The sequence below is a fragment of the Acidobacteriota bacterium genome (assembly GCA_016703965.1).
GTDB lineage: Bacteria > Acidobacteriota > Blastocatellia > Pyrinomonadales > Pyrinomonadaceae > OLB17.
This window is the reverse complement of sequence record JADJBB010000021.1, coordinates 721,262-745,430: the sequence shown is the minus strand read 5'-3', so window position 1 is coordinate 745,430 and position 24,169 is coordinate 721,262. Positions and strand designations below refer to the sequence as shown.

Sequence of the window (24,169 nt, the reverse complement as noted above, 5' to 3'; positions counted from 1 at the left end):
GATATAGCAGGGCCGCAATGAAAAGCCTATCTACTCTCATTCCCCAGCCGATCCACACTTTTCACAATCACCCTCTCGATCTGTCGATCAGCTGATAGTACGATCGACCGCTCGCTTGCTGGTAGGACCGAGCTGCTCCAGCCGTTTTTGTCTTTAGCGTAGACGACGAACCAGAACGCTTTTCGGCTGCCTTTTTCGGTCCAGGAAACAGTGACGCGATCTTGGCCGCGTTTTATCTTAACTGTTGGTGACGCAGGGCGTTTGGTGGTGATCCATGGGAATGCGGGTATGACCGCGTCGCGTTTGTAGACCTCGCCCGCGAGTTTGTTTTGGATGCCGCCCATGTCTTTTCTCAACGACCTTTGGCTGAAGAAGATCGCTCCGTGGGTCAGCTCGTCCTGGTGCGTCGCTGCGATCTGTGACGCGATCTCGCCTGCGGTGAAGGTCGGCGTTTCGCCGATTCTGTACACAGGAATTCCCGGCCAGATATGACGCTTTTTCACATTTTGAGATTTCCACCAATCGAGCAGATTCGGAAAACTCAGCCCTTTTCTCGCAGTTTCCCAATATAGCTGCGGGGCCAGATAGTCGACCGTTCCGTCCTGCAGCCATTTGCGGGCATCGGCGTAAAGCTCGGCGTAGGCGTTGAAGCCTGCGATATCTTTATCCGGTATCGGCTGCCAGATTCCGAATGGCGAGATGCCGTAAACGACCTCGGGTTTGATTCGTTTGATCTCGCGTCCCACTGATTCGATGAATTCGTTTACATGCGAACGACGCCAATCGGCACGACTCGGCGGTTTCTTTTCGATCCCGCCGGGAGCCATCTGATTGATAACGTACAGATAGTCCCGCCAATTTTGTTCATCCGGAAACTCGATCTTCTTGCCTTCGGCGTCAGTCTCGGCGTACGGGTAGAAATAATCGTCAAAGTGAACGCCGTCGATATCATAGCGGCGAACCACATCCTTGATCACCTTAAGCGAATGTGCCTTTGCTCGCGGATCGGTCGGGTCGAGCCACATCGACCTGCCGTATTGGCGAACTATCGACGGCTGTTTTTTGGAAACATGATCGTCCGACATCGTTTTCGCCGATGGATGATACGCACGATACGGATTGAACCACGCGTGAACTAGAATGCCGCGTTTGTGAGCCTCAGCAACCATGAACTCCAGCGGGTCGAACGCTTGAGAGCGTCCCATCTGTCCCGTCAAAAACTCAGACCAAGGCTCAAGCCTTGACCGGTACAAGGCATCCGCCATCGGCCGCACCTGAAACACCACCGCATTGAGACGCAGCTTTTTCGCGAGATCGAGGATCGCGATCAGCTCGGCCTTTTGTTCAGCGATCGGCAGATTTTTCTTTGTGGGAAAATCGATGTTATCCACCGTCGCGACCCAAACCGCACGGAATTCACGATCGATCTGCGGCAACGGCTGGGCGGCGACGCAGATCATTGAGTTCAGAATGAGGAATAGAAGCATTCCAAGATTGCTATACATACTTGCTCACATTGTTGTATTTTCCGACTTTTCGACTGGAGGGTGAGCATCCTGCTCGCCCTTAAACGCCTGGTATTTCGCTGCAGTTGCGAGAAAACCATGGGAGAGCAGGATGCCACCCTCCAGTCGCGATCAAACAAACACAGCGAAGACCTCATTCGAAAACAGCTTGCCCTTTCTAGTCAATTTCAAGTTAGAACCGCCAAGATCGATCAATCCATTCTCAGCAAGATCGTCGAGTGCACGATGATACTTTTCCACCAGATCAAAACCAAATCGCCGGTAAAACGCGTGTTGATCGATCCCGGATTCGAGCCGCAGACCGAGAAATATGAACTCGGAAGCGATCTCGATGTCCTCACGCATCACTTCGGCAGTTTTGTTTTCCTCGATCATCGAGACGTATTTCGCTGTGTCGCGTTCGTTAGCGTATCGCTGGCCTCCATCAAACGAATGGGCTGAGACGCCAAAGCCAAGAACGGGATCGAGCGTCCAGTACTTACTGTTGTGCCGCGACTCAAAGCCGGGGCGGGCAAAGTTTGAGATCTCGTATTGCTCGTATCCGGCGGCGGCGAGGCGGTCGAGCATTAGTTCGTACATCTCGGCGGCGAGTTCGGGGTCAGGGTCGGGCTGGCGGCGGCTGCGAACCTGCTCAGCGAGCGGCGTGCCCTCGTGGATCTCGAGCAGATAGAGCGAGAGATGTTCGGGGTTCATTTGGATCGCTTCGTCGAGGTTGCGTTCCCAATCTGCTAGGGTCTGGCCGGGCAAACCGGCGATCAGGTCAAAGCTGACGTTGTCAAAACCAGCCTCGCGAAGCATCCTGAACGTCTGCCGTGCGTCATTGGCATCATGCCCACGGGCGAGCAGTCTGAGCGAGCGTTCGTCGAAGGTCTGCACGCCGAAACTCGCGCGATTTATCCCCAACGAACGGAATGCCTGCAGCGTTTCCGGTGTGACGGTCGCGGGATTCATCTCCATTGTGATCTCGGCTGCGGGGTCAACGCTGAATTTCGAGTGGACGGCATCTAGGATTCGTTCGAGTTGATCCGGCTTCAGCAAAGACGGCGTGCCGCCGCCGAAGTAGATAGTGTCGATGTCAGAACCGCCTGTATAAGCGGGCGAAAGTGCCGTGGGAATCGAGCTAGATCGCATTCCAAGTTCGTTCCGCCCGATTACGCAGGTGGTTCTGACCTCTTGGCAGATCGCATAAACATACCGCTCGACCGCATCATTGCTTCGATAGATGTCGGTCGCGAAATCGCAATAGGAGCAACGCGACTTGCAGAATGGGATGTGGAGATAGATTCCGGCGGGCATAACGACTATTCTATGGCGTGGAGGCGTTTAGCAAAAGATGAACACTGAACAAATATCGTATTACGTAAACGCTGGCTCCTTCGGCTTGGTCGTAATGCTCTGGTTTATTTTCGGCTGGACCTTCCTGATTCGCAAGAAACCAACTTCGGCACCAGATACGAAACGCGCACCCAGATCCTGGGCCGGACTCATTCTCCAAGGGGTTGGGTTTGGTCTCGTCTGGGCGTTATACCGCGTTCCTTTTGGATCACCGTTGATAAACGGTCAATTCGCCGTGAACATCGTCCTTCAGATCGTCGCTGTTGTGCTTGCGGTCGCGAGCATCTGGCTTGCTGTATCGGCGATCAATGAACTTGGCAAACAGTGGAGCCTCGCAGCACGACTGACCGAGGGCCATAAGCTAATAACATCAGGAGTATACGGTATCGTTCGACACCCTATTTACACTGCAATGTTCGGGATCATGGTAGCAACCGGAATTATTTTTAGTAATTGGATAGCGATTCCTGCCGCCGTCGTTATCTTCGTGATTGGAACAAAGATCCGGACAGATCTTGAAGAAGCCCTCCTTCGTGAAGCCTTTGGCGAGGAGTTCACGAAGTGGGAGGCAAAAGTGCCGGCGCTCGTCCCCTTTATCAAATGACGCAAGCCTCTAAAACGGCTATCTCTCAGGAACCATCTCAGGTTGATAGTACAAACCCGCTCCGGGGCCCAAAGGCAACCCAAATGTGAACCACACGATCAAGAAAACTGTCCATCCAATAAAGAAGACCAATGAATATGGCATCATGAGCGACATTATCGTACCAATACCAGCTTTAGGATCGTATTTCTGAGCAAAGGCTACGATCAGCGGGAAATATGACATCAGAGGCGTAATAATGTTGCAAACGCTGTCGCCGATACGGTACGAAGCCTGAGCGAGCTCGGGCGAGTAACCGAGCAGCATGAGCATCGGAACAAAGACCGGTGCCATCACGGCCCACTTGGCTGAGGCAGAACCAATAAACAGATCAAGGAGTATGGACAGGACGACAAACGCGATGATCAGCGTGATGCCGCTAAGCTGAAGCCCCTTGAGCAGTTCCGCACCTTCAACCGCAAGTATCAATCCCAGATTGGACCAGTTAAAAAATGCGACAAATTGCGAGGCAAAGAATGCCAAAACAAGATAGACCGCCATGGTCTTCATCGAGTTTTCCATCGCGGCGATCACTTCTTCTACCTTTTTAAAAGTTCGCGAAGCGAAGCCATAAACCAGTCCGAGTAAGACTCCGCCAAAGAAAATAAATGCAATGATCCCGGATAGAAATGGTGATTTCAGCAAGCTGCCGGTTTTAGGATCGCGAAGAAATCCACTGGGCGGGATCGTTCCCCAAAGTATGAGGCCCACAAAAACAGCAGCAGCCACCGCAGTCCATAAAAGAGCTCGTTTCTCGACAGGTAAAAGCTTTTCTAAACTGTTAGCCTTAGCCTCACCCTGGTATTCACCGAGACGGGGAGCTATCACGCGTTCCGTCATCCAGGCTCCCAAGACGGTAATAAGAAATGTCGACGCGGCCATGAAGTAGAAATTTGAAGCGGGAGTAACGACGTACGCTGTCTCGATGATCCGGGCTGCCTCTTGCGTAAGCCCGGCCAGTAGAGCATCGGTAGGGCCGAGCAGCAAATTCGCGCTAAAGCCGCCGGAAACGCCGGCAAATGCAGCCGCTAGTCCGACCAGCGGATGCCTCCCAACCGCCAGGAAGATCATTGCGGAAAGCGGGATCAAAACAACGTAACCGATATCGCTGGCCATATTCGACATGACCCCGGCGAAAATAACGACCACCGTGAGAAGCCGACGAGGAGCGGACAGCACCAAAGCTCGCAAAACAGCCGAGATAAGGCCGCTTGCCTCAGCCACGGCGATTCCCATTATCCCCACAAGAACGACTCCAAGTGGAGCGAAACCCGTGAAGTTTGTGACCAAGCCGGTTAGGATCCGGTGCAATCCATCCACGCTTAACAGATTTACCGCTTTTACGGTCTCGCCGGTTCCAGGATGAACTACGGAAAGGCCGGACCAGGAAACGATGGCGGACAAGATCAAAGTTACAACGGCAAACCCAACGAAAAGAAGGGCCGGATTAGGTATAGCGTTTCCGACCTTCTCGATCCGGTTCAGTAACCGGCCAAGAAATCCGAATTCTGGCGATGATTTTGCAGCAGTCGTCATGTTTCAAATTCTCCGTTTTCAGTAGATCTCACGTAGTAATATCCAGCCCAAAGGTGTGGACGGAAATGTACGAACTTGTTGATTTAGCTAGGAGACCGCAGCGAAATCGCGACACGGGTTAATCCTTACGATAAAGTAAGGATTATAAGAAATCAAGCTTAGTGGAACGGGATCTCAATTTTGGTTAGTTGCTTAATCGGTTTTCAAGGCCATCCGACCAAGCACGCTCAAGGTCGTCAGCCGGCAGCGAAACAGCCCTGGTACCGTCGACAGAGATATCGAGTACGGAGGCACCAACCTCGCCAATAATCTGAAATGGGCAGGTTCCCACAACGGCCTTAACCTTTTCAAGCACCTCGGGAGCAAAGCTAACGACAATACGAGAAGGACTTTCGCCAAATAGAAGAGGATCGATCGCCAGGCCATTGGAGCTAATATCGACAGTAGCTCCCGTCGTATGGCGTCCGAGTGACGAAAAGCAGCTTTCCGCGATCGCGACGGCGATGCCGCCGTCCGAGCAATCGTGGGCCGAGGACAGAAGCATCTGGTCGGCGAGTCTAAGCAGCGTGTCCTGGACCAGCTTTTCGGCTTCGAGATCGATCTGCGGAACTTTGCCGTTCGCTATCAGTTCGTCGGTCGTGTAGCCGAGAATGGTTTGGCTGTATTCGCTGGCAGCGAGGTCGTCTTTTGTTTCGCCGAGGACGGCGATGATGTCGCCTTCGTTTTTGAAGCCGTGGGTGATGATCTTTCGCGTGTCATCGATCAGGCCGACCATGCCGATCGTCGGCGTCGGCAGAATTCCTTTTCCGTCCGTTTCGTTGTAGAACGAGACGTTGCCTGAAACGATCGGCGTGTCGAACGCATTACACGCGTCGGCAATGCCATCGATAACCTCAGAGAAACTCCACATCACCTCAGGCCGCTCGGGCGAAGCGAAATTAAGGCAGTTCGTGACCGCGATCGGGGTTGCCCCGACACAAACGACGTTTCGCGCAGCCTCAGCAACCGCGAGTTTTGCACCGTTTTTGGGGTCGATCGCGGTGAATTTGCCGTTCCCGTCCAAACACATCGCGATCGCGCGGCGGGTTTCCTTGACGCGAATGACCGCCGCGTCAGCTCCCGGCGTGATCACCGTGTTCGTGCGAACCATCGTGTCGTACTGCTCGTAAACCCAGCGTTTGGAGCAGATGTTGGACGACAAGAGAAGCATTTTTAATGCTTCGTTTGGGTCTTCGGTCCTTGGCGTTTGCCGGAACCCACCCGCTAACGCAGGTGGTTCTGCCTTTTGTGGCGCTGTCATCGGCCGATTGTATTTCGGAGCTTCGTCTGTCAGTGCCATGACCGGCAGATCGGCCATCAGCTCGCCATTGTGGACGATCTTGAGGCGGTCGCCTTCGACCACTCGGCCGATGGTCACGCAGTCGAGGTCCCACTTGTTAAAGATCTCGACGACCTCTTTTTCGCGACCCTTGCGGGCGACGATAAGCATTCGCTCCTGCGATTCGGAGAGCAGCATTTCGTATGCGGTCATACCGGTTTCACGCTGCGGAACGAGCGTCAGATCTAGCTCGAGGCCGTTGCCTGCACGGGCAGCCATTTCGACGGACGAACTCGTGAGCCCCGCAGCGCCCATGTCCTGGATGCCTTCGATCGCTCCGCTGCGCATGGCTTCGAGACAGGCTTCGAGAAGGAGCTTTTCAAGGAACGGATCGCCGACCTGGACCGTTGGGCGTTTTTCGAGGGCTTCCTCATCAAACTCCGCCGACGCCATCGTCGCTCCGTGAATACCGTCACGTCCGGTTTTTGCTCCTGCGTACAAAACTGGATTGCCGATACCTTCAGCCTTGCCGAAAAAGATCTGGTCTTTGCGGACGATGCCTAGAGCGAAGGCGTTCACGAGCGGATTTAGACTATACGATTCGTCAAAAACGACCTCGCCGCCGACGGTTGGCACGCCGAAGCAGTTGCCGTAATGGCCGATGCCTTCGACGCAGCCTTTGAGGATGGAGCGGTTGCGGGCTTGGACCTTTTCGTCGGATCCAGTCACCACGGCTCCCGGTTCTGACCCGAGCGGACCGAATCTAAGCGAATTCATCGCTGCGATCGGCCTTGCTCCCATTGTGAAAACGTCTCGCAGGATTCCGCCGACGCCGGTTGCGGCCCCTTGGAATGGCTCGATGAAGCTTGGGTGATTGTGCGATTCAACCTTGAACGCCACGCACCAGTCGTCGCCGATATCGACCACGCCGGCATTCTCGCCGGGCGGTACGATCACACGCGGGCCGGTGACGGGCAGACGCTTGAGATGTACGCGCGATGACTTGTAAGAACAGTGCTCTGACCACATCACACTAAAGACGCCGAGCTCCGTAATATTGGGCTCGCGGCCCATTAATTCTATGATCTTTTGGTACTCGTCAGGTTTGAGGCCGTGCTGTTCGACTATCTCGGGCGTGATACTGGTCATCGTTTATATAGAGCGAAAATGCCACCTAAAATAAACAAAAGAGTTTATGCGTTTCGGATGTTATTATCAAACCTGCACGCATAAACTCTGTGTTAATCGGACTGTGATATCAATCGTCACGGAGCCGCCGGTGCTCCAAAAGCCGCCCATTCCTCTCTCGCGGGGCCATAGATGCCGGGAACTTTGAGTCCAGCTTGACGCATCAGAACTGTCATTCGTCCTCGATGATGGGCCTGGTGAGCGATCAGATAAAAAAGCGTCATTCCGCGCGACCAAGTTTCACCGTACATGTCGTCTTCGATCAGAAGCGTTTCTGCGGTCCAGTTTTTTGAAACCTCATCACCAACCGATTTGCCGCCAATACCGTATATGCGGGCGATCTCGGCCGCACTTGTCGGGCATTCACTATCCGGGGCCGGAGCGTCGATGTTGAGGCCAACGAGCCCGAGCATTTCGTGCAGTGTTATCGCCAGATGCCACGCCAGATAGCCGAGCGTTCGCCCTTCGTCATTGACCTTCTGACCTAGCGATTCGTCGGTCAGGTTGAGCAACACCTTGCCTGTCATTTCCGCCTCGTAGTCCCAGGCAGTTCGAAAATCTTCTATTGTTCCGAACATAATATTTGCATTCTATGGCATAAGGATCTTATCGATCTCTGCCGTCACCGTCTCGTATTTAACCTTGCCCATCCGAATATACGCCGTCTCGCCCGAAGGCGCGAAAAGAATGGTTAGCGGAAGGTTACCGCTCCAGTCCTTGGCGACCATTGTGATCGCTGCGCTTTCATCAGCCGTTTTGAGTAGATAAGCCGGCATTTCGGCTTTTACCTCGGTGAGAAATTTAGGGACAAGCGTCTTGATATCGGCGAGGTCATCGAGCGAAACCGTCACAAGATCGATCTTACCTTTGTACGCGGTATCGATCTTTACGAGATCGGGAAACTCTTCGCGGCATGGGTCGCACCACGTCGCCCAAAAATTTATAAGCAACGGCTTTCCTTTCGGCTTTATCAATGCCTTGAGCCCTTCGATATCGATCTGGGTAACGTTCGGCACGGAAGCCGCGGCGTTCTTGGCAGGCGTTTTGGGCTTTTTCACTTGCGAAAAAACCGGTAAAGCGACCGTAAACATGAAGACGGCGCAGAGCGCCGTCTTTGCGAAAAAAACAAGCTTATTAGACATAAGATCTTTCTACTGAGCCGCGATCTTCTTTATCGTGCAGCCAAATGCGTTCTTGCGTGTATTTACAACCTTCTGACCGGCGAGCGATTGATCGAAAGCTGTTCTAAGGTACTGCTCTGTGATGGCCTTGCCCGAACGGTCGTTGTCGATCGCACCGTGATATAGAAGCACATTTTTGGCATCCACGTAGTATGCCTCAGGCGTCACGCTGGCTCCGAGTTTGTCGGCGAGTTTATTGCCTTTGTCGATAAGCATTGGGAACTTGAAATTCTGATCGGCGTCAGTCTTAACCCAGTTAAAATCTTCAGTCGAATTGGAATTTATCCCGATAAAAGTTATGCCTTTCGCCTTATAATCTGCGGCAACCGCGTTTATGCGTTCGATATATCCCTTTACAACCGGGCACTGTGCCGACAAGAACATCACCACCGTACCATTTTTACCCTTCAGGCTGTTAAGGCTATGCGTACCACCGTCTGTGCCGGAAAGAGTAAAGTCATCCATCGTGACTCCAACCGCGATTCCCTGTGCTCTGCCCGCGATCGCTAAAGCGAGCACTATAGTGAATAGAAAAATAACTCTTTTCATTTGAAATTCCTCCAGGTCAAAAATGATCTAAATTTAACTAAGTTTAGCAATGAATACCGCTCGGTTACAAGTTTTTCCTTTTATTACGCCAGTCCCTGTAAAACGGTTTCGCTTCCGTTTCCAACAATATTTCTTTTTTGATGCAGCAAATCCCAAATATGGCTATAATTATGCGAACAAAGTCTTTACTATCCATTGGAACTTAAGTGTTGAATTCAGGCGAAATACTCTCGCACTATAAGATCGTTTCCGCGATCGGAGCGGGCGGAATGGGCGAGGTCTATCTTGCCGAGGACTCAAAGCTCGGCCGTCAGGTCGCGCTTAAAGTTCTGCTGAGCGAGGTTTCCGGAGATAAAGATCGGGTCAATCGATTCGTTCAGGAAGCTAAGGCCGCGTCAGCTCTTAATCATCCGAATATCCTCACGGTTTTCGAGATCGGAAATTACGAGGGGTCGCAATACATCGCGACCGAGTTGATAAAGGGCTTTACGCTCCGCGACCACATAAGGAGCGAGCCGATCAGTCTGATCGCTTCACTCGACATCGCACTGCAGATAACCGCCGCACTTGGCGCGGCTCACGAAGCCGGGATCATTCATCGTGATATCAAACCGGAAAATATCATGATCCGGCAGGATGGCCTGGTGAAGGTGCTTGATTTCGGACTAGCAAAGCTTTTGCCTAACAGCGCCCAGAGCATCGAAACGACTCTGCCGCACCTCAATACAAAGCCGGGAATGATCGTCGGTACGGTCGCGTACATGTCGCCCGAACAGGCTAGGGGAAGGCCGATCGACCCGAGAAGCGACATTTTTAGCCTTGGGATCGTGCTATTTGAGATGTTCGCCGGCAAGCGGCCATTCGAAGGTGAAAGCCATCTTGATCTGATCAGTTCTATCCTTAAAGACGATCCGCCCGCACTTCGCCAGGTCGTACCTGATCTGCCGCGGCAACTCGAACGTATCGTCGATAAAACGCTTAGGAAAGACCGCGACCATAGGTATCAAAGCGTCAGAGATCTGCATATAGACATAGAAGACCTCAGAGACGAATTGAAATTTGAGGCAAAACTCAACAAGAGCGTTCATCCGACCCTCGAACGAGCGATCCACGAAACGAATCAGGACAGCCTGCTGAATACGCAAAGCAAACTACGCTCTGCTCTTACAACCAGCATCTCAAAAACCCGAAGGTTCACAGTGCTACATGCTCTGGTCTTTGTACTTTTGACGGCTTCGATCGTTGGCTCCGTCTGGTATTTCCGGCCCGCGAGCGGGTCAAATGCAATCACGGCAGTCTATAAAACTACGGAGGTCGCCAGTTGGACGAGTGCACCGGGGGAACTGTTCGGAACGGCAAGTATCTCGCCTGATGGGAAACTAGTCGCTTTCGCCTCGACGCGTTCAGGCACCAAAGGCATATGGGTAACGCAGACTAACTCAACGGATGCGATCCAGGTCACGAACGATGCGTTCCCAAATACCGATCCGATCTGGTCGCCAAAGGGCGATGAGATCGCATTTGTATCGCAGCGGCCAGGAGCGGATGGCTCACCAACCATAGGTATTTGGCGTGTTGGTGCCCTCGGCGGTACGCCGCGGTCTATCGCCGCGTTCACTGACGGCAGCAGTCAGCTTCGCCGCTGGACCTCCACCGGAAAGATCTATTACGAGCTGAACGGTGAACTCTACGCTGTCGAAATAGCCAGCGGAACCACTCAGAAGGTCACATCGTTCGGCGACAACAAGGCGAAATGGACAGACATTTCGGCCGACGAAAAAACGATCGCCTATGCGACCGGCACAGACACCGATTGGGAAATATTCTCGAGCGATCTGGCAACCAAAAAAGTGACTCAGATCGCTAAAGGAAAGGGCAAGCTCGATAAGTACATCGCGTGGCTGCCTGAGAAGGGTCAGCTTTTTTTCAGCACCACGGCGGATGAGGTCCAGCAAATGTTCGCCACGACATCGGGATCGGGAGTGAATGAACGGATCGCGACCCCGGAATCGGAAAGCAGCATCGTTGACGCCGCGCCTGACGGCCGCTCCATCATTTTGAGTTCGGCGAAAGAGGAATCAAACCTCTGGGGCGTTCCAGTTGCGGGTGGGGCTGAGAATCCAGTCTCCCGCGACCTCAATGCGAAACTCTGGCCCGATGTCTCGCCTGACGGCCAGCGAGTCGTTTTCCAATCCGTAAAGGGCCTTAGCTCAGGTAACAGGCTTCTGAGATCCAACATCGTCGTAAAGTCGCTAAAACCGGCAACCGACAGTGAGCGACCAACAACGATTGCTGAGAACGGTTTTCTTCCTGCTTGGTCGCCCGACGGCTCCGCCGTGGCATATCGCAAGATCAACGGGCAAGAACACGAACTCTATCTCGTGAACGCTAGCGGTGGCGGCGAGCGCCTGCTTGCGGCGACCGGTATTTCACGTGTTGGCTATTCGATCTCCCCATACAATCAGGTCGAGAGCCGTTACTATGATTGGGCTCCCGATAGTTCCTCGATAGCCTTTGTCCGTGAACAAGACAAGATCGCGAACCTCTATTTAGTGTCACGTCGAGATGGAGCCGAGACGAAGCTCACAAATTTTAGTGAACCTGGGGTTGTTTTAAACGCTCCGGAGTGGTCGTCGGACGGCAAGCGAATAGTATTTTCGTATCAATACAAGAACCGCGACGAAAACGGAAAAGCCAAGCGTGGATTGAAGGTCGTTGATATTTCAAGCGGGCAGATAACTCAGGTTTTTGAAACCGACCGCATCTTCCGCCTTATTGGCTGGACATCCGACGAGAATGGGGTGATTATAGTCGAACCGAGCAAAGAATTTAGTGGGCTGCCGCCCGAAACGAAAGTTATCCGAATCGCTATTTCAGGCGGTGCCGAGAGTCTGGTCACGAGTCTTAAGAACATATATTTCTATAATATTTTCCTGTCTAAAGACAGAAAGCAGCTGGCGTACGCCGCGCGCGATCAGAACCTGGACAATATCTGGGTTCTCGCGACGGCAGGAGGAACGCCGCGGAGGCTGACGAATAACAACGATTCAGGATCGTATTTCTCAAAACTCGCGTGGGTACCTGACGGTAGTTCGATCGTATTCGGTAAGCAAACGCGATTCAGCGTGCTATCGTCAATGAACTTTTCGAATTCGGAATAAGGGAGATAATTATGAAGAAATCACTTGCAAAGTTTGCTCTTTTTCTTATAGTTGCTGCCGTCATTACGACCGGTTGCAGTGCACCATCGGACCAGAACAAGAACACCGCGTCAACTAACAAGTCGAACACTCCGGTCCTGCAAACGACGCCCACCTGCGATGATGCTGAGATAACGAGTCTCCTGGAAAAGACCTATTCGTCGCCACCTTTTGCTGCCGATTCCATGTATTTTAATTACTTCTCGAAAGGCTGCGTAGTCACCCTTTACGGCGGCGTAAGCAGCGCGAGTATTCGTCAACAGGCGATCCTTGCCGCAGAGGATACCAAGGGCGTTTCCAAAGTAATAACTGACAAGTTCTACCCAAATACAACAACTACTTCGAAGCCTATTCCCGGATCTTGCGCATGTCCGGACGGTTACAAACCCTGTGGGGATATATGTATTCCAAACGGCGATCAATGCAACATAAAAGGGGAGACTTGCAAAAAGATCACGGCTACGACGGTGCCCGGTAACAAGGCTCCCTAACCTAAGGGTCGCCCAGTATTGAAATAGCTCCCTTAGGTCAAAAACACGAGGTTAAAGTATGAGGTCATTTAATTTACTCCGTTCATTACTTTCCGTTTCGGTATTTGCCATAGCTTTTTTCGCAACCGCCGGCTCGAATACTGTTCAAGCACAAACCTGTCCGAAGACCGACGAAGAGACCGTCGTCGCTATCGTCGACGCGATCAAAGCCGACAGCGTGCTCGCGCCGCAGCTTTCGCATATCGTCGTTGGGTCGGTGAACAAGTTTGTAAAGCTGCAGGGCTGGACCGATAACTCGAAGAATTACCAGCGTCTGATGGATCTCGTGCGGGACGTCGGGTGTCCTACAGCGATCAACGTAAATAGATTTGAAGAGACTCCGCCGCCCGCCGACAGCCCGCTTCGCCCGCAGCCCGGCGGATGCGGCCCTGGTACAAAGCAATGCGGTGACGTTTGCATCCCCGAGGGCGACACATGTTCTGCCAAGGGAACGAAAGCGACAGACTGACCGTTGCCTCAGATCCGCTTTGAGCCTAAACTGGTTATGTATACATAACTGGTATTTTTGTCATGAAAACTTATAGCGACATCCTCAGTCTAATCGGCAATACGCCCCTCGTGCGTATCAATAACATCACCAGAGAGCACAAGATCAAGGCTCAGGTTTACGCCAAAATGGAGAGCCTGAATCCGGGGTATTCCGTCAAGGATAGGATCGGAATCTCCATGATCGACTGGGCCGAGCGCGAAGGCGTGCTCAAGAAAGGTGGGACGATCATCGAGGCGACGTCGGGTAACACTGGCATCGGCCTGGCCCTAGTTGCAGCGGTTCGCGGATACAAATGTATTTTCGTGCTTACTGAAAAAGCCTCGACCGAAAAGGTCCGCTATCTTAAAGGTTTAGGTGCCGACATCGTGGTGTGTCCGGCCGCGGCAAAGCCCGGAACGCCCGACCATTACGTGGCGACGGCGAAACGGATCTCCGAGGAAACCCCGAATTCCTTCTATCCGGACCAGTACAATCATCCTGAGAATCCGGCAGCCCATTACCGCACGACCGGACCTGAGATCTGGAACGATACTGACGGCAAGATAACGCATTTTGTCGCAAGCATCGGTACCGGAGGCACCATCAGCGGCACGGCCCGTTATCTTAAGGAGATGAACCCGAATATCAAGGTCATCGGCGCTGACCCGTACGGTTCGATCTTTAAGACGTATAAAGAATCCGGTTTCGTTCCCGAAGCAACTCCCTATTTAGTAGAGGGGATCGGGCAAAATTTGCCGGTTGGAAACGCCGACGTCGGGATCATCGATGAGATCATCAATATCACCGACCGCGAGTCCTTCAACTCCGCACGAGAAATGGCTCGCCGCGAAGGTATTTTTAGCGGTGGATCAGCGGGAACGATCTTCGCTGCCGCTCTAAAAGTCGCTAAGGATCTTAGCGAGGACGATATCCTGGTATTCATCGTCTGCGATACGGGTGAGCATTATCTATCTAAGTTCTACTCAGACGAGTGGATGAAGGAAAAACTGATGCTAGAGCCGCAGCGGATCACTGCGGGATTGATCGCAGAAACCAAGAACTCGGGTTCGCCGCCGGTCCTTATTTCAGTCTCACCAGATCAGACTCTAAGCTCCGCTCTGAGCCTGATGAGCGAGAATGGAGTGACCCAAATGCCGGTTTTGGAAGAGCATAGATCAGTCGGCAGCATTCGCGAAAGCCACGTACTCGCCAAGCTTCTCGAAAACCGTGAACTGCTCGACGGCAAGGTCGGCGATGTCATGGACGAGAGTTTTCCGGTCCTCGAGGCCGACGCAAGCCTGGTTCAGATCAAGGCGAAACTAAAAAAATATCCGGCAGTTTTGATCGAAGATTTTAAGCGAATTACTGCTATAATCACTCGGTCTGACGTTTTGGATATTCAAAAATAAGCGGGTTTGTGCTGTTGGGCTAGAACGATGAGCAACGGATCCAATTCAAACAACGGCGAATGGCAAATGCCAGATCCGATATTTCGGTCCTCTGCGGGAAAGACGCCGAAGTCTGCCAAGAAGTACGTAGACCCTGATGATATCGATACGGAAGCTCCGGAGTTTTCTGAAGCAGATACGGATGAATTTGATACTGAGCCTATCGATCAGGAAGAGATAGATACGGAAACGCCAGACGCTGAAGCCGAAGAAGAAACGAGAGAATACCCGGTCGCGCCTGTTGACGATGAACTCGCTAGCCCAACCGTTCGGACCTCCGAAAAGCAAACGAAATCAGCCGGCGGATGTGCAAAAAGCATGTTGATGTTGGTCGGCTTCACGACGTTTGCGGTTCTAATGGTCGTTGCGATCTTGATTTACTATCTATTCTATTACACGCCTGCAAACACGACGTTCTAGCTATTCTTCACGCTTTCCGTGCGTAACTGTAGTCTTCCATTTCCCGCCGACCCAGGTTTTTGTAGTGATCGTGGTCATTCGGTCGTCCGAGGCGGTCGCGTCTTCTTCGACCGAGCGTATCTTAAACGGCTTGTTGTTGACCACGATAAATTCCTCGGCAATGTGATAGCAGCAACCGCTTTTATCGAGCGTGCTCAAGCGTTTCCGTTTCTTATCGACCTCGAACATTCCGAGATGCTCACCGAGAGCTGAAAACTCCTTGCTGTAAACAAACTTCCCCGCCGCCCGCGATGACAAGTAAACATTGTATGAAGGCCCGCCGTATGAACCGTTTGCCCCGTTGCAGATTGCCACGTCTTCCATGCCGTCAAAATTGAAGTCACCAACATTTACAACGCTCTGGTCGTCATAAAGCAGTGAAATATTGGTCAGCGGCTGTCCCGCCTGAGAAAGTTGGATCTGCGTATCGTCTAGTTCGATGACCTGATAAGGTTTCGACCCGTTCTTCTTGAAAAACGAGAACGACGCTTTGCCGGTGCAATAACCGTCATCACATTTCTCGACCTTTACCTTGATATCGAAATATTTCGAGGCGTTCTTCACGTCGAACGTCGTTTGAACGAACGCCGACGTACTAAACACGAGAACAAGTGCGACCACCAATCCCTTCATAATCTAGGTTTACTACAACTGTCGTAACTGGCGACTTAAACTACGGATGCGTCATGTCTTCAGCCTTGACGAGTTCATCAAAACGTTCAGCGGTCAGAAGCTCAAGTTGGACGGCAGACTCTTTGAGAGAGATGCCTTTCTTGTGAGCATTTTTGGCAAGTTTGGCCGCGTTGTCATAGCCGATATGCTGATTGAGCGCCGTCACGAGCATAAGCGAATCTCTAAGGTAGTGGTCGATCTGCTCGCGATTCAGCTCGATGCCCTTTATGCAGTAATCAACAAATCCGTGGCAAGCGTCGTGTATCAGCCTGACGGAATGCAGGAAATTGTGGATCATCACGGGCTTAAAAACATTGAGTTCAAAATTCCCCTGTGAACCCGCAAATCCGATAGCAGCATCATTTCCAAACACCTGAACGGCGACCATCGTCATCGCCTCGCTCTGCGTCGGATTGACCTTGCCTGGCATGATCGAACTTCCGGGCTCGTTCTCCGGCAGCGAGATCTCGCCGATGCCGCAACGCGGGCCGGACGCGAGCCAACGGATGTCGTTCGCGATCTTCATCAGCGAACCGGCGAGAGTTTTCAACCCGCCCGAAGCAAACACGACCTCGTCGTGTGCCGACAAAGCAGCAAATTTGTCAGGATGCGATTTGAACGGCAGACCTGTAAGTTCGGCGATCTTTGCCGCTGCGCGTTCTGCGAATTCCGGATGAGCATTCAGCCCCGTTCCGACCGCCGTTCCGCCGATCGCGAGATCCATCAGGCCGGGCAAAACCATCCCGAGCCGTTCGATGTCGCGCTTGACAAGATTTGCCCAACCGCCGAATTCCTGGCTGACCGTCACCGGCGTCGCGTCCTGCAGATGCGTTCGACCGATCTTAACGACGCCCTCGAATTCATGTGCTTTTGCCTCGATCGCGTCCTGAACCTTTTGAACCTCAGGGATCAATGCAGTCAGACGTTCCGCTGCCGCGATGTACATCGCCGTTGGGAAGGTATCATTCGACGATTGCGATTTGTTCACGTCGTCATTCGGATGTACCGGCTTTTTCGAGCCCATCACGCCGCCGGCGATCTCGATCGCGCGGTTCGAGATGACCTCGTTGGCGTTCATGTTCGTCTGCGTTCCCGAACCTGTCTGCCAAACCCGAAGCGGAAAATGCGCGTCGAGCTTACCCTCGATCACCTCGTCCGCGGCCTGAATAATGAGAGCGAGCTTGTCATCGGGCAATTTCCCGAGGTCGTTGTTCACGATCGCGGCGGCTTTTTTCAGAATTCCGAGAGCCCTGATCACCTCACGCGGCATGACATCGAACCCGATATCGAAATGCTTCAGCGACCGCTGCGTCTGAGCTCCCCAATACGCCGAATTCGGCACCTCGATCTCACCCATCGAGTCAGTCTCAATACGTGTTCCAACTGCTTTTTCTGTTGCTTCTGACATAAATTTGATTTCGAGACACAACCTGATTTTATATCAGTTTTGTGAATGAAAAAAGATGATCGGACGTCAAAACCGAAGAATACATACTTGAATCCTTTTACTAATACTAAATGACGCCGATATCCGTAAGGCAGCGTTTGATACGTTCGAACGAAAGGCCGATATTGTTATCGAGTCCGACCGAAAACCGCACAAGCCCCTCGCTCAGGCCCATCGCTTCGCGTTCCTCGATCGGTATTTCAGAGGATGTGCTGTGCCCGGGAGCGCTGAAAAGGGTCTTAAAATACCCGAGGCTCACGGCGAGATATCCGACCTTTTCCTGCTGCATTCGGGTCATTAGATCGTTTGCACTGCCAAGCGTGCCTACATCAACAGCAAGCATTCCGCCATAACCGTATCCGGGATTCATTAGGCGTGTCAGAAGCTCATGCTGCGGATGTTCCGGCAAACCCGGGTAATAGACATTCAGGCCGAGAGCCCGCAGACTTTCTGCCAGGAACATCGCGTTCACACTATGCTGGCGCATGCGCAAATGCAGCGAATGCATGTTTTTTAAGATGCTCGCCGCCCTGGTGCTGTCGAGAACGGCGCCCAGCAGCATGGAAGCTCCCGAATTGATATCCGTTAACCGATGAATAAACTCATCGCTCGCGCAGACTGCACCGGCGACACAGTCACTAGTACCGTTGATGTATTTCGTCAGGCTGTGGACGACGACATCCGCCCCGTGCCGTATCGGCGAAAGTATCATCGGGCTAAAGGTGTTATCGACCACGAGTTTAATGCCGTGCTTCTTACAAAGTGCCGACAGAGAAGGGATATCAGCCACCTCGAGCAGCGGGTTGCTCATCGATTCGCAATAGATCACCCTGGTCTTGTCGGTTATGAGTGAGCGAACCTTTTCGAGGTCAGCGAGATCGGTGAAATGGGTCGTAATACGGAATCGGGGAAGGAAATTCTTGAATAACGCGTAGGTTCCGCCGTATATCGTTCTGGATGAGATGATCTCGTCACCGCTGTCGCATAATTGCACGATAGTGGACGAGATCGCAGCCATTCCGGAGGCCTTTGCCTGTGCCGATTCGCTGTCTTCCATCCGGGCAAGTGCGTCGGAGAGAAACTTGTTCGTCGGGTTCCAGTGCCGCGAATACAGAAAACACCCTTCGATCTCATGGTCGAAAAGCTCTTCCATGCGGTCCGGGGTCATGAAAGTAAAAGTAGACGAATCGGTGATCGACGGGTTTACGTCACCAAACTCACCAAACACCAGAAAATCTTGTATTGCGTTGCTGGGGTCAAAGTTTGTACTCATATGATCGTCCTGAAAGGGTGAATTCTGACTTTGTCGCCGGCCTATAATCCCGCCAGAAACTACTTCTCATGGTTTTTTCCGGCTGCGCACCAGACCTTTTACGAACTGACAAACAGGTAAAATATTTCCAACGTCTATTTTGGCGGCGGTATATTGTGAGGCGGCCTTGTCTCCATCGGCAAGCCGGCGGCCTGCCATGCTACCGTTCCGCCGGTGACGTTGAGGACGTTATTAAATCCTGCATCCTTCAGAATTTCAGCCGCCTTCTTTGACCGGTTTCCTGTCTGACAGATCAGGTACACTGGCTCGTTTTTTTCGAGTTTGTCGAAACTGGCGGTAAGCGTATCGAGTGGGATATTTTCGGCTCGAGCGGCGTGACCGCCCCCATATTCCTCAGAGGTCCTAACATCAATGAACTGCGAGTAAGCCTTCGAAACAGCGGTTTGAGCGGCGGCCGGCGAGATCTCTTTTATTTCGGTCGCGACATTTGGAACGCCGGAATCAGTATTTTTTGTCGAGGCTTTGTCACAGCCCGTAACGAAAAGTATGGCAAAAGTAATAACTAGTAAGTACTTCATAAGCTCTCCTACTTAGAGTTGGCGCAGGCGGTCGCCGAGATCTTTGTTTCGAGTCCAGCCTCGATCCACGCGGCGGTTCCGCCGGTTACGTTAAATATTTTTCGAAACCCGGCATTTTCCAAAATGCTTGTCCCGAGACTTGAACGATATCCGCCCTGGCAGATCACGTAAGTCGGTGTGTTCGGATCGAGTTTGTCAAAATCCACCGCCAGCCGGTCAAGCGGTATATTAATGGTCCTGTCAGCATGCCCGGCGGCGTGCTCGGCCGGGCGGCGGACGTCGACGAATTGGAGATATTTCTCGGTTTGCGTCAGTTCGCTGACCTCGTTTACCGACACTTGTTCGATGCTTTTCGTCTCGCCTTTGTAATTGTGGAGCAGGATGAAGCCGGTCACCGTTTCATGCCCGACGCGGGCGAGCCGCGTGCAGGCCTCATCGACCTGAGTTTCGTTGTCGGCAACGATCGCGATCGGCGTTCCGATCGGCACGAGCGTTCCGGCCCACGACGCAAATTGGCCGCCGAGGCCTATATTTATAGAATTCGGGATGTGCTTTTCGCCGTATTCGAGATTCTGCCGAATGTCGATCACGACACCGTCAAAAGCCTGTATTTCCTCGGTTGAAAATTCTTGCGGTTTCGCCAGATCCGTCAGCGGAGCTGAACCTTCGAGATTTTTAGCTGCACTTTTTGGAAAATACGCGGGAACCTCCGGTTGGTCGGCGGCGACGATCTTTACGAACTGCTCTTTCGTCATCGGCTGCAAAGCGTAGTTGAACTTGCGCTGATTGCCGAGGGTCGACCATGTTTCTTTCGAGAGCGATTTGCCGCAAAGGCTTCCGGCTCCGTGGGCCGGATAGACCTCGGTTTCGTCCGGTAACGTCAGGATCTTTTCGTGGAGCGAATCATAGAGCATCCCGCCCATCTGCTCCGCCGTAAAGCCCTTCGATCCGATCAGATCAGGGCGGCCCACATCGCCGATAAAGAGCGTATCGCCGGTAAACATCTTCTGCGGTGCGGACGGATCTTCGGTGTCGGTCGCGACGATCGTTATACCTTCCGGCGTATGGCCGGGCGTCTCAAGGAATTTCAGAGCGATAGCTCCGACATGCAATTCATCACCATCGCTGACCTTATGGGTTGGAAATTGCGTATTCGCCCGCTGACCATAAACGATCTCTGCTCCGGTCTTCGCCGCAAGTTCGACGTGTCCGCTTACAAAATCAGCGTGCGAATGCGTCTCGATTATATATTTGATCTGTTGGCCGTGTGACGCGGCTTCTTCAATATACTGCTGCACGTCACGCTGTGGATCGATGATCGCGGCTTCCGTGCCGGAGCCAATATAGTAAGAAGCGTGCGAGAGACAACCTAAATAAAATTGCTTAAAATACATAACTCTTTCTCCAATATTCCTATCTTATCAATTCTAAAAGATTACAGAGTAGTTTTTGACCACCAGAAAAGCGGCCACTCCCAAAACGAGGACTGCGAACATACTCTGCAGACGAGCGGCCGGGATCCGATGCGACAGCATCGTGCCGACGAACGCTCCGCCAACCGCTAGAGCCATCACTTCTATAGTGATCGTCCAATCAAAAACGCTCTGACTCATATGGCCGATAAGTCCCGCGGCGCAATTCAGGAAAATAACGAACAGCGATGTTCCTATCGCCTTTTTCATATCCAGCCCGCCGAAAAAAACCAGTGCCGGGACGATCAAAAATCCGCCGCCAACCCCGAGAAACCCGGTCAATACGCCGACGCCCAATCCGGCAAAGATCCCCTGAAATGGATGCGCCTTATGCGGTTTGTCGCTGATCGCGTGATTTCGCCGCCAAATCATCGATATGGCTACGACAAACATCAAGAGTCCAAAGATCAAGAGCAAAACCTCCGCTGAAACAAGCTTTGTTAAAGGCGAACCGATGAACGCTCCGACAATTCCCGAGAGACCGAATAGCAGCCCGCTTGAAAGGTCTACGTTATCCCTCCGCCAATGCAGATACGAGCCAAGGATACTCGTCGCGCCCACCACGGCAAGCGACATTCCAACCGCCTCATGCGGGCCGACACCAAGAAGGTAAACCAGTATCGGAACCGTCAAGATCGATCCGCCACCGCCTATCAGGCCGAGCGACAAGCCGATGACCGCGCTCAATATTAATCCAATGATAAATAATGCAGACATTCTAATTCCTATTTCGCCTGGGCTGGAGCTTCACACGCAGCAGGAGCCCTGTTCCATGGCATTCTCGCGAGGATCATTCCCATAGCGCATGTATCCGTGGCTGCCGAGAACATCAGGCCGGCTCCAACGAGAGCCGAAACGACGATCACGTACGGCGAAAGGAAAACACTCAGAAGAATACCCGCCACCACAAATAGACCCGCAGCAAATCGCACTTGACGTTCTAGCGACCATACCGTCGATCCGCCCTTTACGATAGGCAGGTTTGCTCCCGACCAGGCCGTCATACCACCCTGTATGACATGAATGTCCGTAAACCCCTTCTTCATCAACCTTTCGGCGGCTTGGTTGGCTCGATTGCCGGAACGGCACATCAGATAGACCGGTTTCGTATGATCGATCTCCGCCTCATGCTTCTCAAAATTTGAGAGCGGCATGAACTGAGCATCGGCGATCCGCTCGCTGTTGAACTCCGAAAACTCGCGTACATCTATCACTTGGCATTCGCCGCCGGTGTCCAAGAGCTCATTTATTTCCTGTACAGTGGCCTGTTTGATCATTATTGTTGAAATTCCTCGTATTAAGTAATATACTCACTTCATATATGAGCATATAACTATATCGTTATATTGTCAAAAGAAAAAATGAAGGATCATCAAAAAATGAAAGGTGAAACGGTAGGGTTGGTGGCCGCTAGATTTAAGGTTCTCGCCGAACCCATTCGCCTCGAGATACTACAATATCTGGAAAACGGTGAGGCGAGCGTGACAGATGTCACGAAAGCTGTAGAGTCGACCCAACCGAACGTGAGCAAACACTTAAGGATCCTACAGAACGAGGGCCTTGTTGCGAAACGCCAGCAAGGAAACACGGTATATTATAGGATCGCGGATGAATCCATTTTTGAGCTTTGCGATCTGGTTTGCTGCAGTTTGAAAGAGCGATTTTTGGCAAGAAGTTCGATTTTCGGCTGAATATTTTATCCATTGCGAACATATTCGATAATGAATCGCGGCGGCTCACCTTCCTCCCCCGGCATTTCGACAAAATCAGTTTGTGTCAACCCGTTGTGTTTGAAACGCGAAAGATCTCTGCGCGACATCGGCCACGGAAGAATATCTGGCTCGACGTCGTCTTCGCGGCCGCGCGTGACAACAACTAGTTTTCCGTTTTGCGCAACAAATCCCGCGATCGCATCGACCACCTGCGGCCGCATTTCGAGCGGCAGCGGCTGGATGGTGTAGATCTCCAGCACAAATTCAAAAGCCCCGAGCCAGCCGCGAAATGGCTCGAACAGATCGCATGTTTCGAAAACGATATCAGTGTCGCCGTGCAGCTTTTTCGCCCACTCGATCGCGGTCGGCGAGATGTCGAAGGCCGTCACCTTGAATCCCAGATCGAGCAAATATCGGGCATCGTCGCCCAGCCCGCAGCCGACGACCAACGCCGTTCTTCCATTGCCCGCTAACGCGGTCGATTCAGCCCACGCTCTGAAATACTTGTTCGGCGTCAGATCTGCCCACGGGATCAGATCGTTATTCCCAGCTGATTCCTTGTAAAGAGCCTCAAACCAGCCGGTCACATCGCCGCGTTTTGCAAATTCTTCCTGTAACTCCCGCGTTCTCGCACGCGGATCGGGCACGAGCTCATCTTCAGAATTCATACAAACCTCTATTGATACTTTACGCCTCGAGTTCACGCCTTTCTACCTGAGAGGCTTTATACGCCGGAAAGGAGTAAGAATTATGCGAGATATCATCACGAAAATCCTACTGATCATGTCGCTGGCCTTAACAACGATCTTTCCGCAGGAGATCTATGGGGCGACGGTCGAAAAACGCGTTTTGTTTCCGAAAGGAAAAGGCAAGATGACCTTTCGAGGCAAGCTGCCGCGTGAGTTCGATTACGATGCGTACGTTTTCTCGGCTAAAAAGGGACGCTATATCACCGTAAAACTGATCACAGCCGACAGCGACGCTTACGTAGCAGTGTATGAAACAAAAACCCTCGGCCCGGACGAGGACGCGATCTTGCCAAACGACAAGCGTTCCATCGAATGGACCGGCCAGCTTCCCGTGGGCGGCGAATACAGCGTTCAGGTCTACGACGCGTCCGAAAACACCATGAGCAGAGCCGCTTATACCATTGAGATAACGCTGAACTGAAACGAGAGCCTGATGCGGCGGTGACAAGCGCGATCACTTCTGTCATGAACGCATCCCATCTTGGTCCGATCTCCGCGGCATTTCGGGCCCATCTCGGCACCCATCTCAAAATATCGGCAGCTAAGGCTTCATCTGACCGAAACGGATCGAAAATGGGCATTTTGGAGGCAGAAAACACATTCGACCAATCCAGCATTTACCTCTACCAATCCGGGGAATTTTGACACGAATGTGGTGATCTACCTCTACCAATTCGATGACGTTTTCGGCTGTCGCGGACGGTAAGGGCATCGCTGGAAGTGGCTGTTTATCGAGGGTAGGGCGTCGATTCACAAAAAAGTGTGAATCGATTCACACTTTTTCGGTCGGATTTTTGGTAAAAATTCGCGAAAACTAAAAATTACAAAAAAGTTCACGCGAATCTCACGATGCTCGAGACCAA

The 24,169-nt window shown here is 52.3% G+C and carries 23 protein-coding genes; 8 read left to right on the top strand and 15 right to left on the bottom strand.

Features of this window, described 5'->3' with window-relative positions; translation table 11 throughout:
* Window positions 1-26 precede the first annotated feature (26 nt).
* Window positions 27-1,487: a family 10 glycosylhydrolase gene (locus tag IPG22_10870; GenBank protein ID MBK6588785.1), complete on the bottom strand. Its 1,461-nt coding sequence runs from the start codon at window positions 1,485-1,487 to the stop codon at window positions 27-29.
* Window positions 1,488-1,637: 150 nt separating this feature from the next.
* On the bottom strand, window positions 1,638-2,822 hold the full coding sequence (gene hemW / locus IPG22_10865; GenBank protein MBK6588784.1) for a radical SAM family heme chaperone HemW: 1,185 nt from the start codon (window positions 2,820-2,822) through the stop codon (window positions 1,638-1,640).
* 37 nt (window positions 2,823-2,859) lie between these two features.
* On the opposite strand from hemW, the gene IPG22_10860 reads away from it, so the two are divergent.
* On the top strand, window positions 2,860-3,465 hold the full coding sequence (locus IPG22_10860) for an isoprenylcysteine carboxylmethyltransferase family protein (protein ID MBK6588783.1): 606 nt from the start codon (window positions 2,860-2,862) through the stop codon (window positions 3,463-3,465).
* 18 nt (window positions 3,466-3,483) lie between these two features.
* Here IPG22_10860 and IPG22_10855 read toward each other — a convergent pair whose 3' ends face one another.
* From IPG22_10855 to IPG22_10835, 5 genes are all read right to left on the bottom strand, one after another.
* Window positions 3,484-5,040 (bottom strand): AbgT family transporter, encoded by a 1,557-nt coding sequence (locus IPG22_10855; GenBank protein ID MBK6588782.1) that lies wholly within the window; start codon window positions 5,038-5,040, stop codon window positions 3,484-3,486.
* A 184-nt stretch (window positions 5,041-5,224) separates the two neighbouring features.
* Window positions 5,225-7,507 carry a phosphoribosylformylglycinamidine synthase subunit PurL gene (gene purL, locus IPG22_10850; protein MBK6588781.1) on the bottom strand — a complete coding sequence of 761 codons (2,283 nt, stop codon included), beginning with the start codon at window positions 7,505-7,507 and terminating at the stop codon, window positions 5,225-5,227.
* A 116-nt stretch (window positions 7,508-7,623) separates the two neighbouring features.
* Window positions 7,624-8,124, bottom strand: a complete 501-nt coding sequence (locus tag IPG22_10845; protein ID MBK6588780.1) for a hypothetical protein — start codon at window positions 8,122-8,124, stop codon at window positions 7,624-7,626.
* A gap of 12 nt (window positions 8,125-8,136) precedes the next feature.
* Complete coding sequence (locus IPG22_10840) at window positions 8,137-8,688, bottom strand: redoxin domain-containing protein (GenBank protein MBK6588779.1); 552 nt, start codon at window positions 8,686-8,688, stop codon at window positions 8,137-8,139.
* A gap of 9 nt (window positions 8,689-8,697) precedes the next feature.
* Window positions 8,698-9,276, bottom strand: coding sequence for a redoxin domain-containing protein (locus tag IPG22_10835; GenBank protein MBK6588778.1), 579 nt, complete (start codon window positions 9,274-9,276; stop codon window positions 8,698-8,700).
* A 206-nt stretch (window positions 9,277-9,482) separates the two neighbouring features.
* On the opposite strand from IPG22_10835, the gene IPG22_10830 reads away from it, so the two are divergent.
* From IPG22_10830 to IPG22_10810, 5 genes are all read left to right on the top strand, one after another.
* Complete coding sequence (locus tag IPG22_10830) at window positions 9,483-12,437, top strand: serine/threonine-protein kinase (protein MBK6588777.1); 2,955 nt, start codon at window positions 9,483-9,485, stop codon at window positions 12,435-12,437.
* An 11-nt stretch (window positions 12,438-12,448) separates the two neighbouring features.
* Window positions 12,449-12,967 carry a BON domain-containing protein gene (locus IPG22_10825; protein MBK6588776.1) on the top strand — a complete coding sequence of 173 codons (519 nt, stop codon included), beginning with the start codon at window positions 12,449-12,451 and terminating at the stop codon, window positions 12,965-12,967.
* Between the two features lie 58 nt (window positions 12,968-13,025).
* Window positions 13,026-13,475 (top strand): hypothetical protein, encoded by a 450-nt coding sequence (locus tag IPG22_10820; protein MBK6588775.1) that lies wholly within the window; start codon window positions 13,026-13,028, stop codon window positions 13,473-13,475.
* A gap of 62 nt (window positions 13,476-13,537) precedes the next feature.
* Complete coding sequence (locus IPG22_10815) at window positions 13,538-14,905, top strand: pyridoxal-phosphate dependent enzyme (GenBank protein MBK6588774.1); 1,368 nt, start codon at window positions 13,538-13,540, stop codon at window positions 14,903-14,905.
* A 27-nt stretch (window positions 14,906-14,932) separates the two neighbouring features.
* Window positions 14,933-15,364, top strand: a complete 432-nt coding sequence (locus tag IPG22_10810) for a hypothetical protein (protein ID MBK6588773.1) — start codon at window positions 14,933-14,935, stop codon at window positions 15,362-15,364.
* On the opposite strand, the gene IPG22_10805 is transcribed toward IPG22_10810, so the two are convergent.
* From IPG22_10805 to IPG22_10775, 7 genes are all read right to left on the bottom strand, one after another.
* On the bottom strand, window positions 15,365-16,036 hold the full coding sequence (locus IPG22_10805; GenBank protein ID MBK6588772.1) for an FG-GAP repeat protein: 672 nt from the start codon (window positions 16,034-16,036) through the stop codon (window positions 15,365-15,367).
* A 40-nt stretch (window positions 16,037-16,076) separates the two neighbouring features.
* Window positions 16,077-17,483 carry a class II fumarate hydratase gene (gene fumC, locus IPG22_10800; GenBank protein ID MBK6588771.1) on the bottom strand — a complete coding sequence of 469 codons (1,407 nt, stop codon included), beginning with the start codon at window positions 17,481-17,483 and terminating at the stop codon, window positions 16,077-16,079.
* A gap of 106 nt (window positions 17,484-17,589) precedes the next feature.
* Window positions 17,590-18,795 (bottom strand): aminotransferase class I/II-fold pyridoxal phosphate-dependent enzyme, encoded by a 1,206-nt coding sequence (locus tag IPG22_10795; GenBank protein MBK6588770.1) that lies wholly within the window; start codon window positions 18,793-18,795, stop codon window positions 17,590-17,592.
* 134 nt (window positions 18,796-18,929) lie between these two features.
* Entirely contained in the window at window positions 18,930-19,373 is a 444-nt protein-coding gene (locus IPG22_10790; protein MBK6588769.1) for a rhodanese-like domain-containing protein, read from the bottom strand.
* 8 nt (window positions 19,374-19,381) lie between these two features.
* Complete coding sequence (locus IPG22_10785; GenBank protein MBK6588768.1) at window positions 19,382-20,767, bottom strand: MBL fold metallo-hydrolase; 1,386 nt, start codon at window positions 20,765-20,767, stop codon at window positions 19,382-19,384.
* Window positions 20,768-20,800: 33 nt separating this feature from the next.
* Entirely contained in the window at window positions 20,801-21,562 is a 762-nt protein-coding gene (locus IPG22_10780; GenBank protein ID MBK6588767.1) for a sulfite exporter TauE/SafE family protein, read from the bottom strand.
* 8 nt (window positions 21,563-21,570) lie between these two features.
* A complete protein-coding gene (locus tag IPG22_10775; protein ID MBK6588766.1) occupies window positions 21,571-22,122 on the bottom strand; it encodes a rhodanese-like domain-containing protein in 552 nt (183 codons plus the stop codon).
* An 84-nt stretch (window positions 22,123-22,206) separates the two neighbouring features.
* Here IPG22_10775 and IPG22_10770 point away from each other — a divergent pair, with 84 nt between their 5' ends.
* Window positions 22,207-22,536 carry a winged helix-turn-helix transcriptional regulator gene (locus tag IPG22_10770; protein MBK6588765.1) on the top strand — a complete coding sequence of 110 codons (330 nt, stop codon included), beginning with the start codon at window positions 22,207-22,209 and terminating at the stop codon, window positions 22,534-22,536.
* A 5-nt stretch (window positions 22,537-22,541) separates the two neighbouring features.
* On the opposite strand, the gene IPG22_10765 is transcribed toward IPG22_10770, so the two are convergent.
* Window positions 22,542-23,225: a class I SAM-dependent methyltransferase gene (locus tag IPG22_10765; protein MBK6588764.1), complete on the bottom strand. Its 684-nt coding sequence runs from the start codon at window positions 23,223-23,225 to the stop codon at window positions 22,542-22,544.
* 82 nt (window positions 23,226-23,307) lie between these two features.
* Here IPG22_10765 and IPG22_10760 point away from each other — a divergent pair, with 82 nt between their 5' ends.
* On the top strand, window positions 23,308-23,727 hold the full coding sequence (locus IPG22_10760) for a hypothetical protein (GenBank protein ID MBK6588763.1): 420 nt from the start codon (window positions 23,308-23,310) through the stop codon (window positions 23,725-23,727).
* The last annotated feature ends 442 nt before the right edge of the window (window positions 23,728-24,169 follow it).

Excerpts from the sequence above, each read along its gene's own strand:
- IPG22_10780 (MBK6588767.1), bottom strand. The coding sequence starts at position 21,562 with ATGTCTGCATTATTTATCATTGGATTAATATTGAGCGCGGTCATCGGC.
- IPG22_10810 (MBK6588773.1), top strand. The coding sequence starts at position 14,933 with ATGAGCAACGGATCCAATTCAAACAACGGCGAATGGCAAATGCCAGAT.
- IPG22_10855 (MBK6588782.1), bottom strand. The coding sequence starts at position 5,040 with ATGACGACTGCTGCAAAATCATCGCCAGAATTCGGATTTCTTGGCCGG.
- IPG22_10840 (MBK6588779.1), bottom strand. The coding sequence starts at position 8,688 with ATGTCTAATAAGCTTGTTTTTTTCGCAAAGACGGCGCTCTGCGCCGTC.
- IPG22_10825 (MBK6588776.1), top strand. The coding sequence starts at position 12,449 with ATGAAGAAATCACTTGCAAAGTTTGCTCTTTTTCTTATAGTTGCTGCC.
- IPG22_10820 (MBK6588775.1), top strand. The coding sequence starts at position 13,026 with ATGAGGTCATTTAATTTACTCCGTTCATTACTTTCCGTTTCGGTATTT.
- IPG22_10790 (MBK6588769.1), bottom strand. The coding sequence starts at position 19,373 with ATGAAGTACTTACTAGTTATTACTTTTGCCATACTTTTCGTTACGGGC.
- IPG22_10860 (MBK6588783.1), top strand. The coding sequence starts at position 2,860 with ATGAACACTGAACAAATATCGTATTACGTAAACGCTGGCTCCTTCGGC.
- IPG22_10795 (MBK6588770.1), bottom strand. The coding sequence starts at position 18,795 with ATGAGTACAAACTTTGACCCCAGCAACGCAATACAAGATTTTCTGGTG.
- IPG22_10785 (MBK6588768.1), bottom strand. The coding sequence starts at position 20,767 with ATGTATTTTAAGCAATTTTATTTAGGTTGTCTCTCGCACGCTTCTTAC.
- IPG22_10870 (MBK6588785.1), bottom strand. The coding sequence starts at position 1,487 with ATGCTTCTATTCCTCATTCTGAACTCAATGATCTGCGTCGCCGCCCAG.
- fumC (MBK6588771.1), bottom strand. The coding sequence starts at position 17,483 with ATGTCAGAAGCAACAGAAAAAGCAGTTGGAACACGTATTGAGACTGAC.
- IPG22_10815 (MBK6588774.1), top strand. The coding sequence starts at position 13,538 with ATGAAAACTTATAGCGACATCCTCAGTCTAATCGGCAATACGCCCCTC.
- IPG22_10805 (MBK6588772.1), bottom strand. The coding sequence starts at position 16,036 with ATGAAGGGATTGGTGGTCGCACTTGTTCTCGTGTTTAGTACGTCGGCG.
- IPG22_10845 (MBK6588780.1), bottom strand. The coding sequence starts at position 8,124 with ATGTTCGGAACAATAGAAGATTTTCGAACTGCCTGGGACTACGAGGCG.
- purL (MBK6588781.1), bottom strand. The coding sequence starts at position 7,507 with ATGACCAGTATCACGCCCGAGATAGTCGAACAGCACGGCCTCAAACCT.
- IPG22_10775 (MBK6588766.1), bottom strand. The coding sequence starts at position 22,122 with ATGATCAAACAGGCCACTGTACAGGAAATAAATGAGCTCTTGGACACC.
- IPG22_10765 (MBK6588764.1), bottom strand. The coding sequence starts at position 23,225 with ATGAATTCTGAAGATGAGCTCGTGCCCGATCCGCGTGCGAGAACGCGG.
- hemW (MBK6588784.1), bottom strand. The coding sequence starts at position 2,822 with ATGCCCGCCGGAATCTATCTCCACATCCCATTCTGCAAGTCGCGTTGC.
- IPG22_10760 (MBK6588763.1), top strand. The coding sequence starts at position 23,308 with ATGCGAGATATCATCACGAAAATCCTACTGATCATGTCGCTGGCCTTA.
- IPG22_10770 (MBK6588765.1), top strand. The coding sequence starts at position 22,207 with ATGAAGGATCATCAAAAAATGAAAGGTGAAACGGTAGGGTTGGTGGCC.
- IPG22_10835 (MBK6588778.1), bottom strand. The coding sequence starts at position 9,276 with ATGAAAAGAGTTATTTTTCTATTCACTATAGTGCTCGCTTTAGCGATC.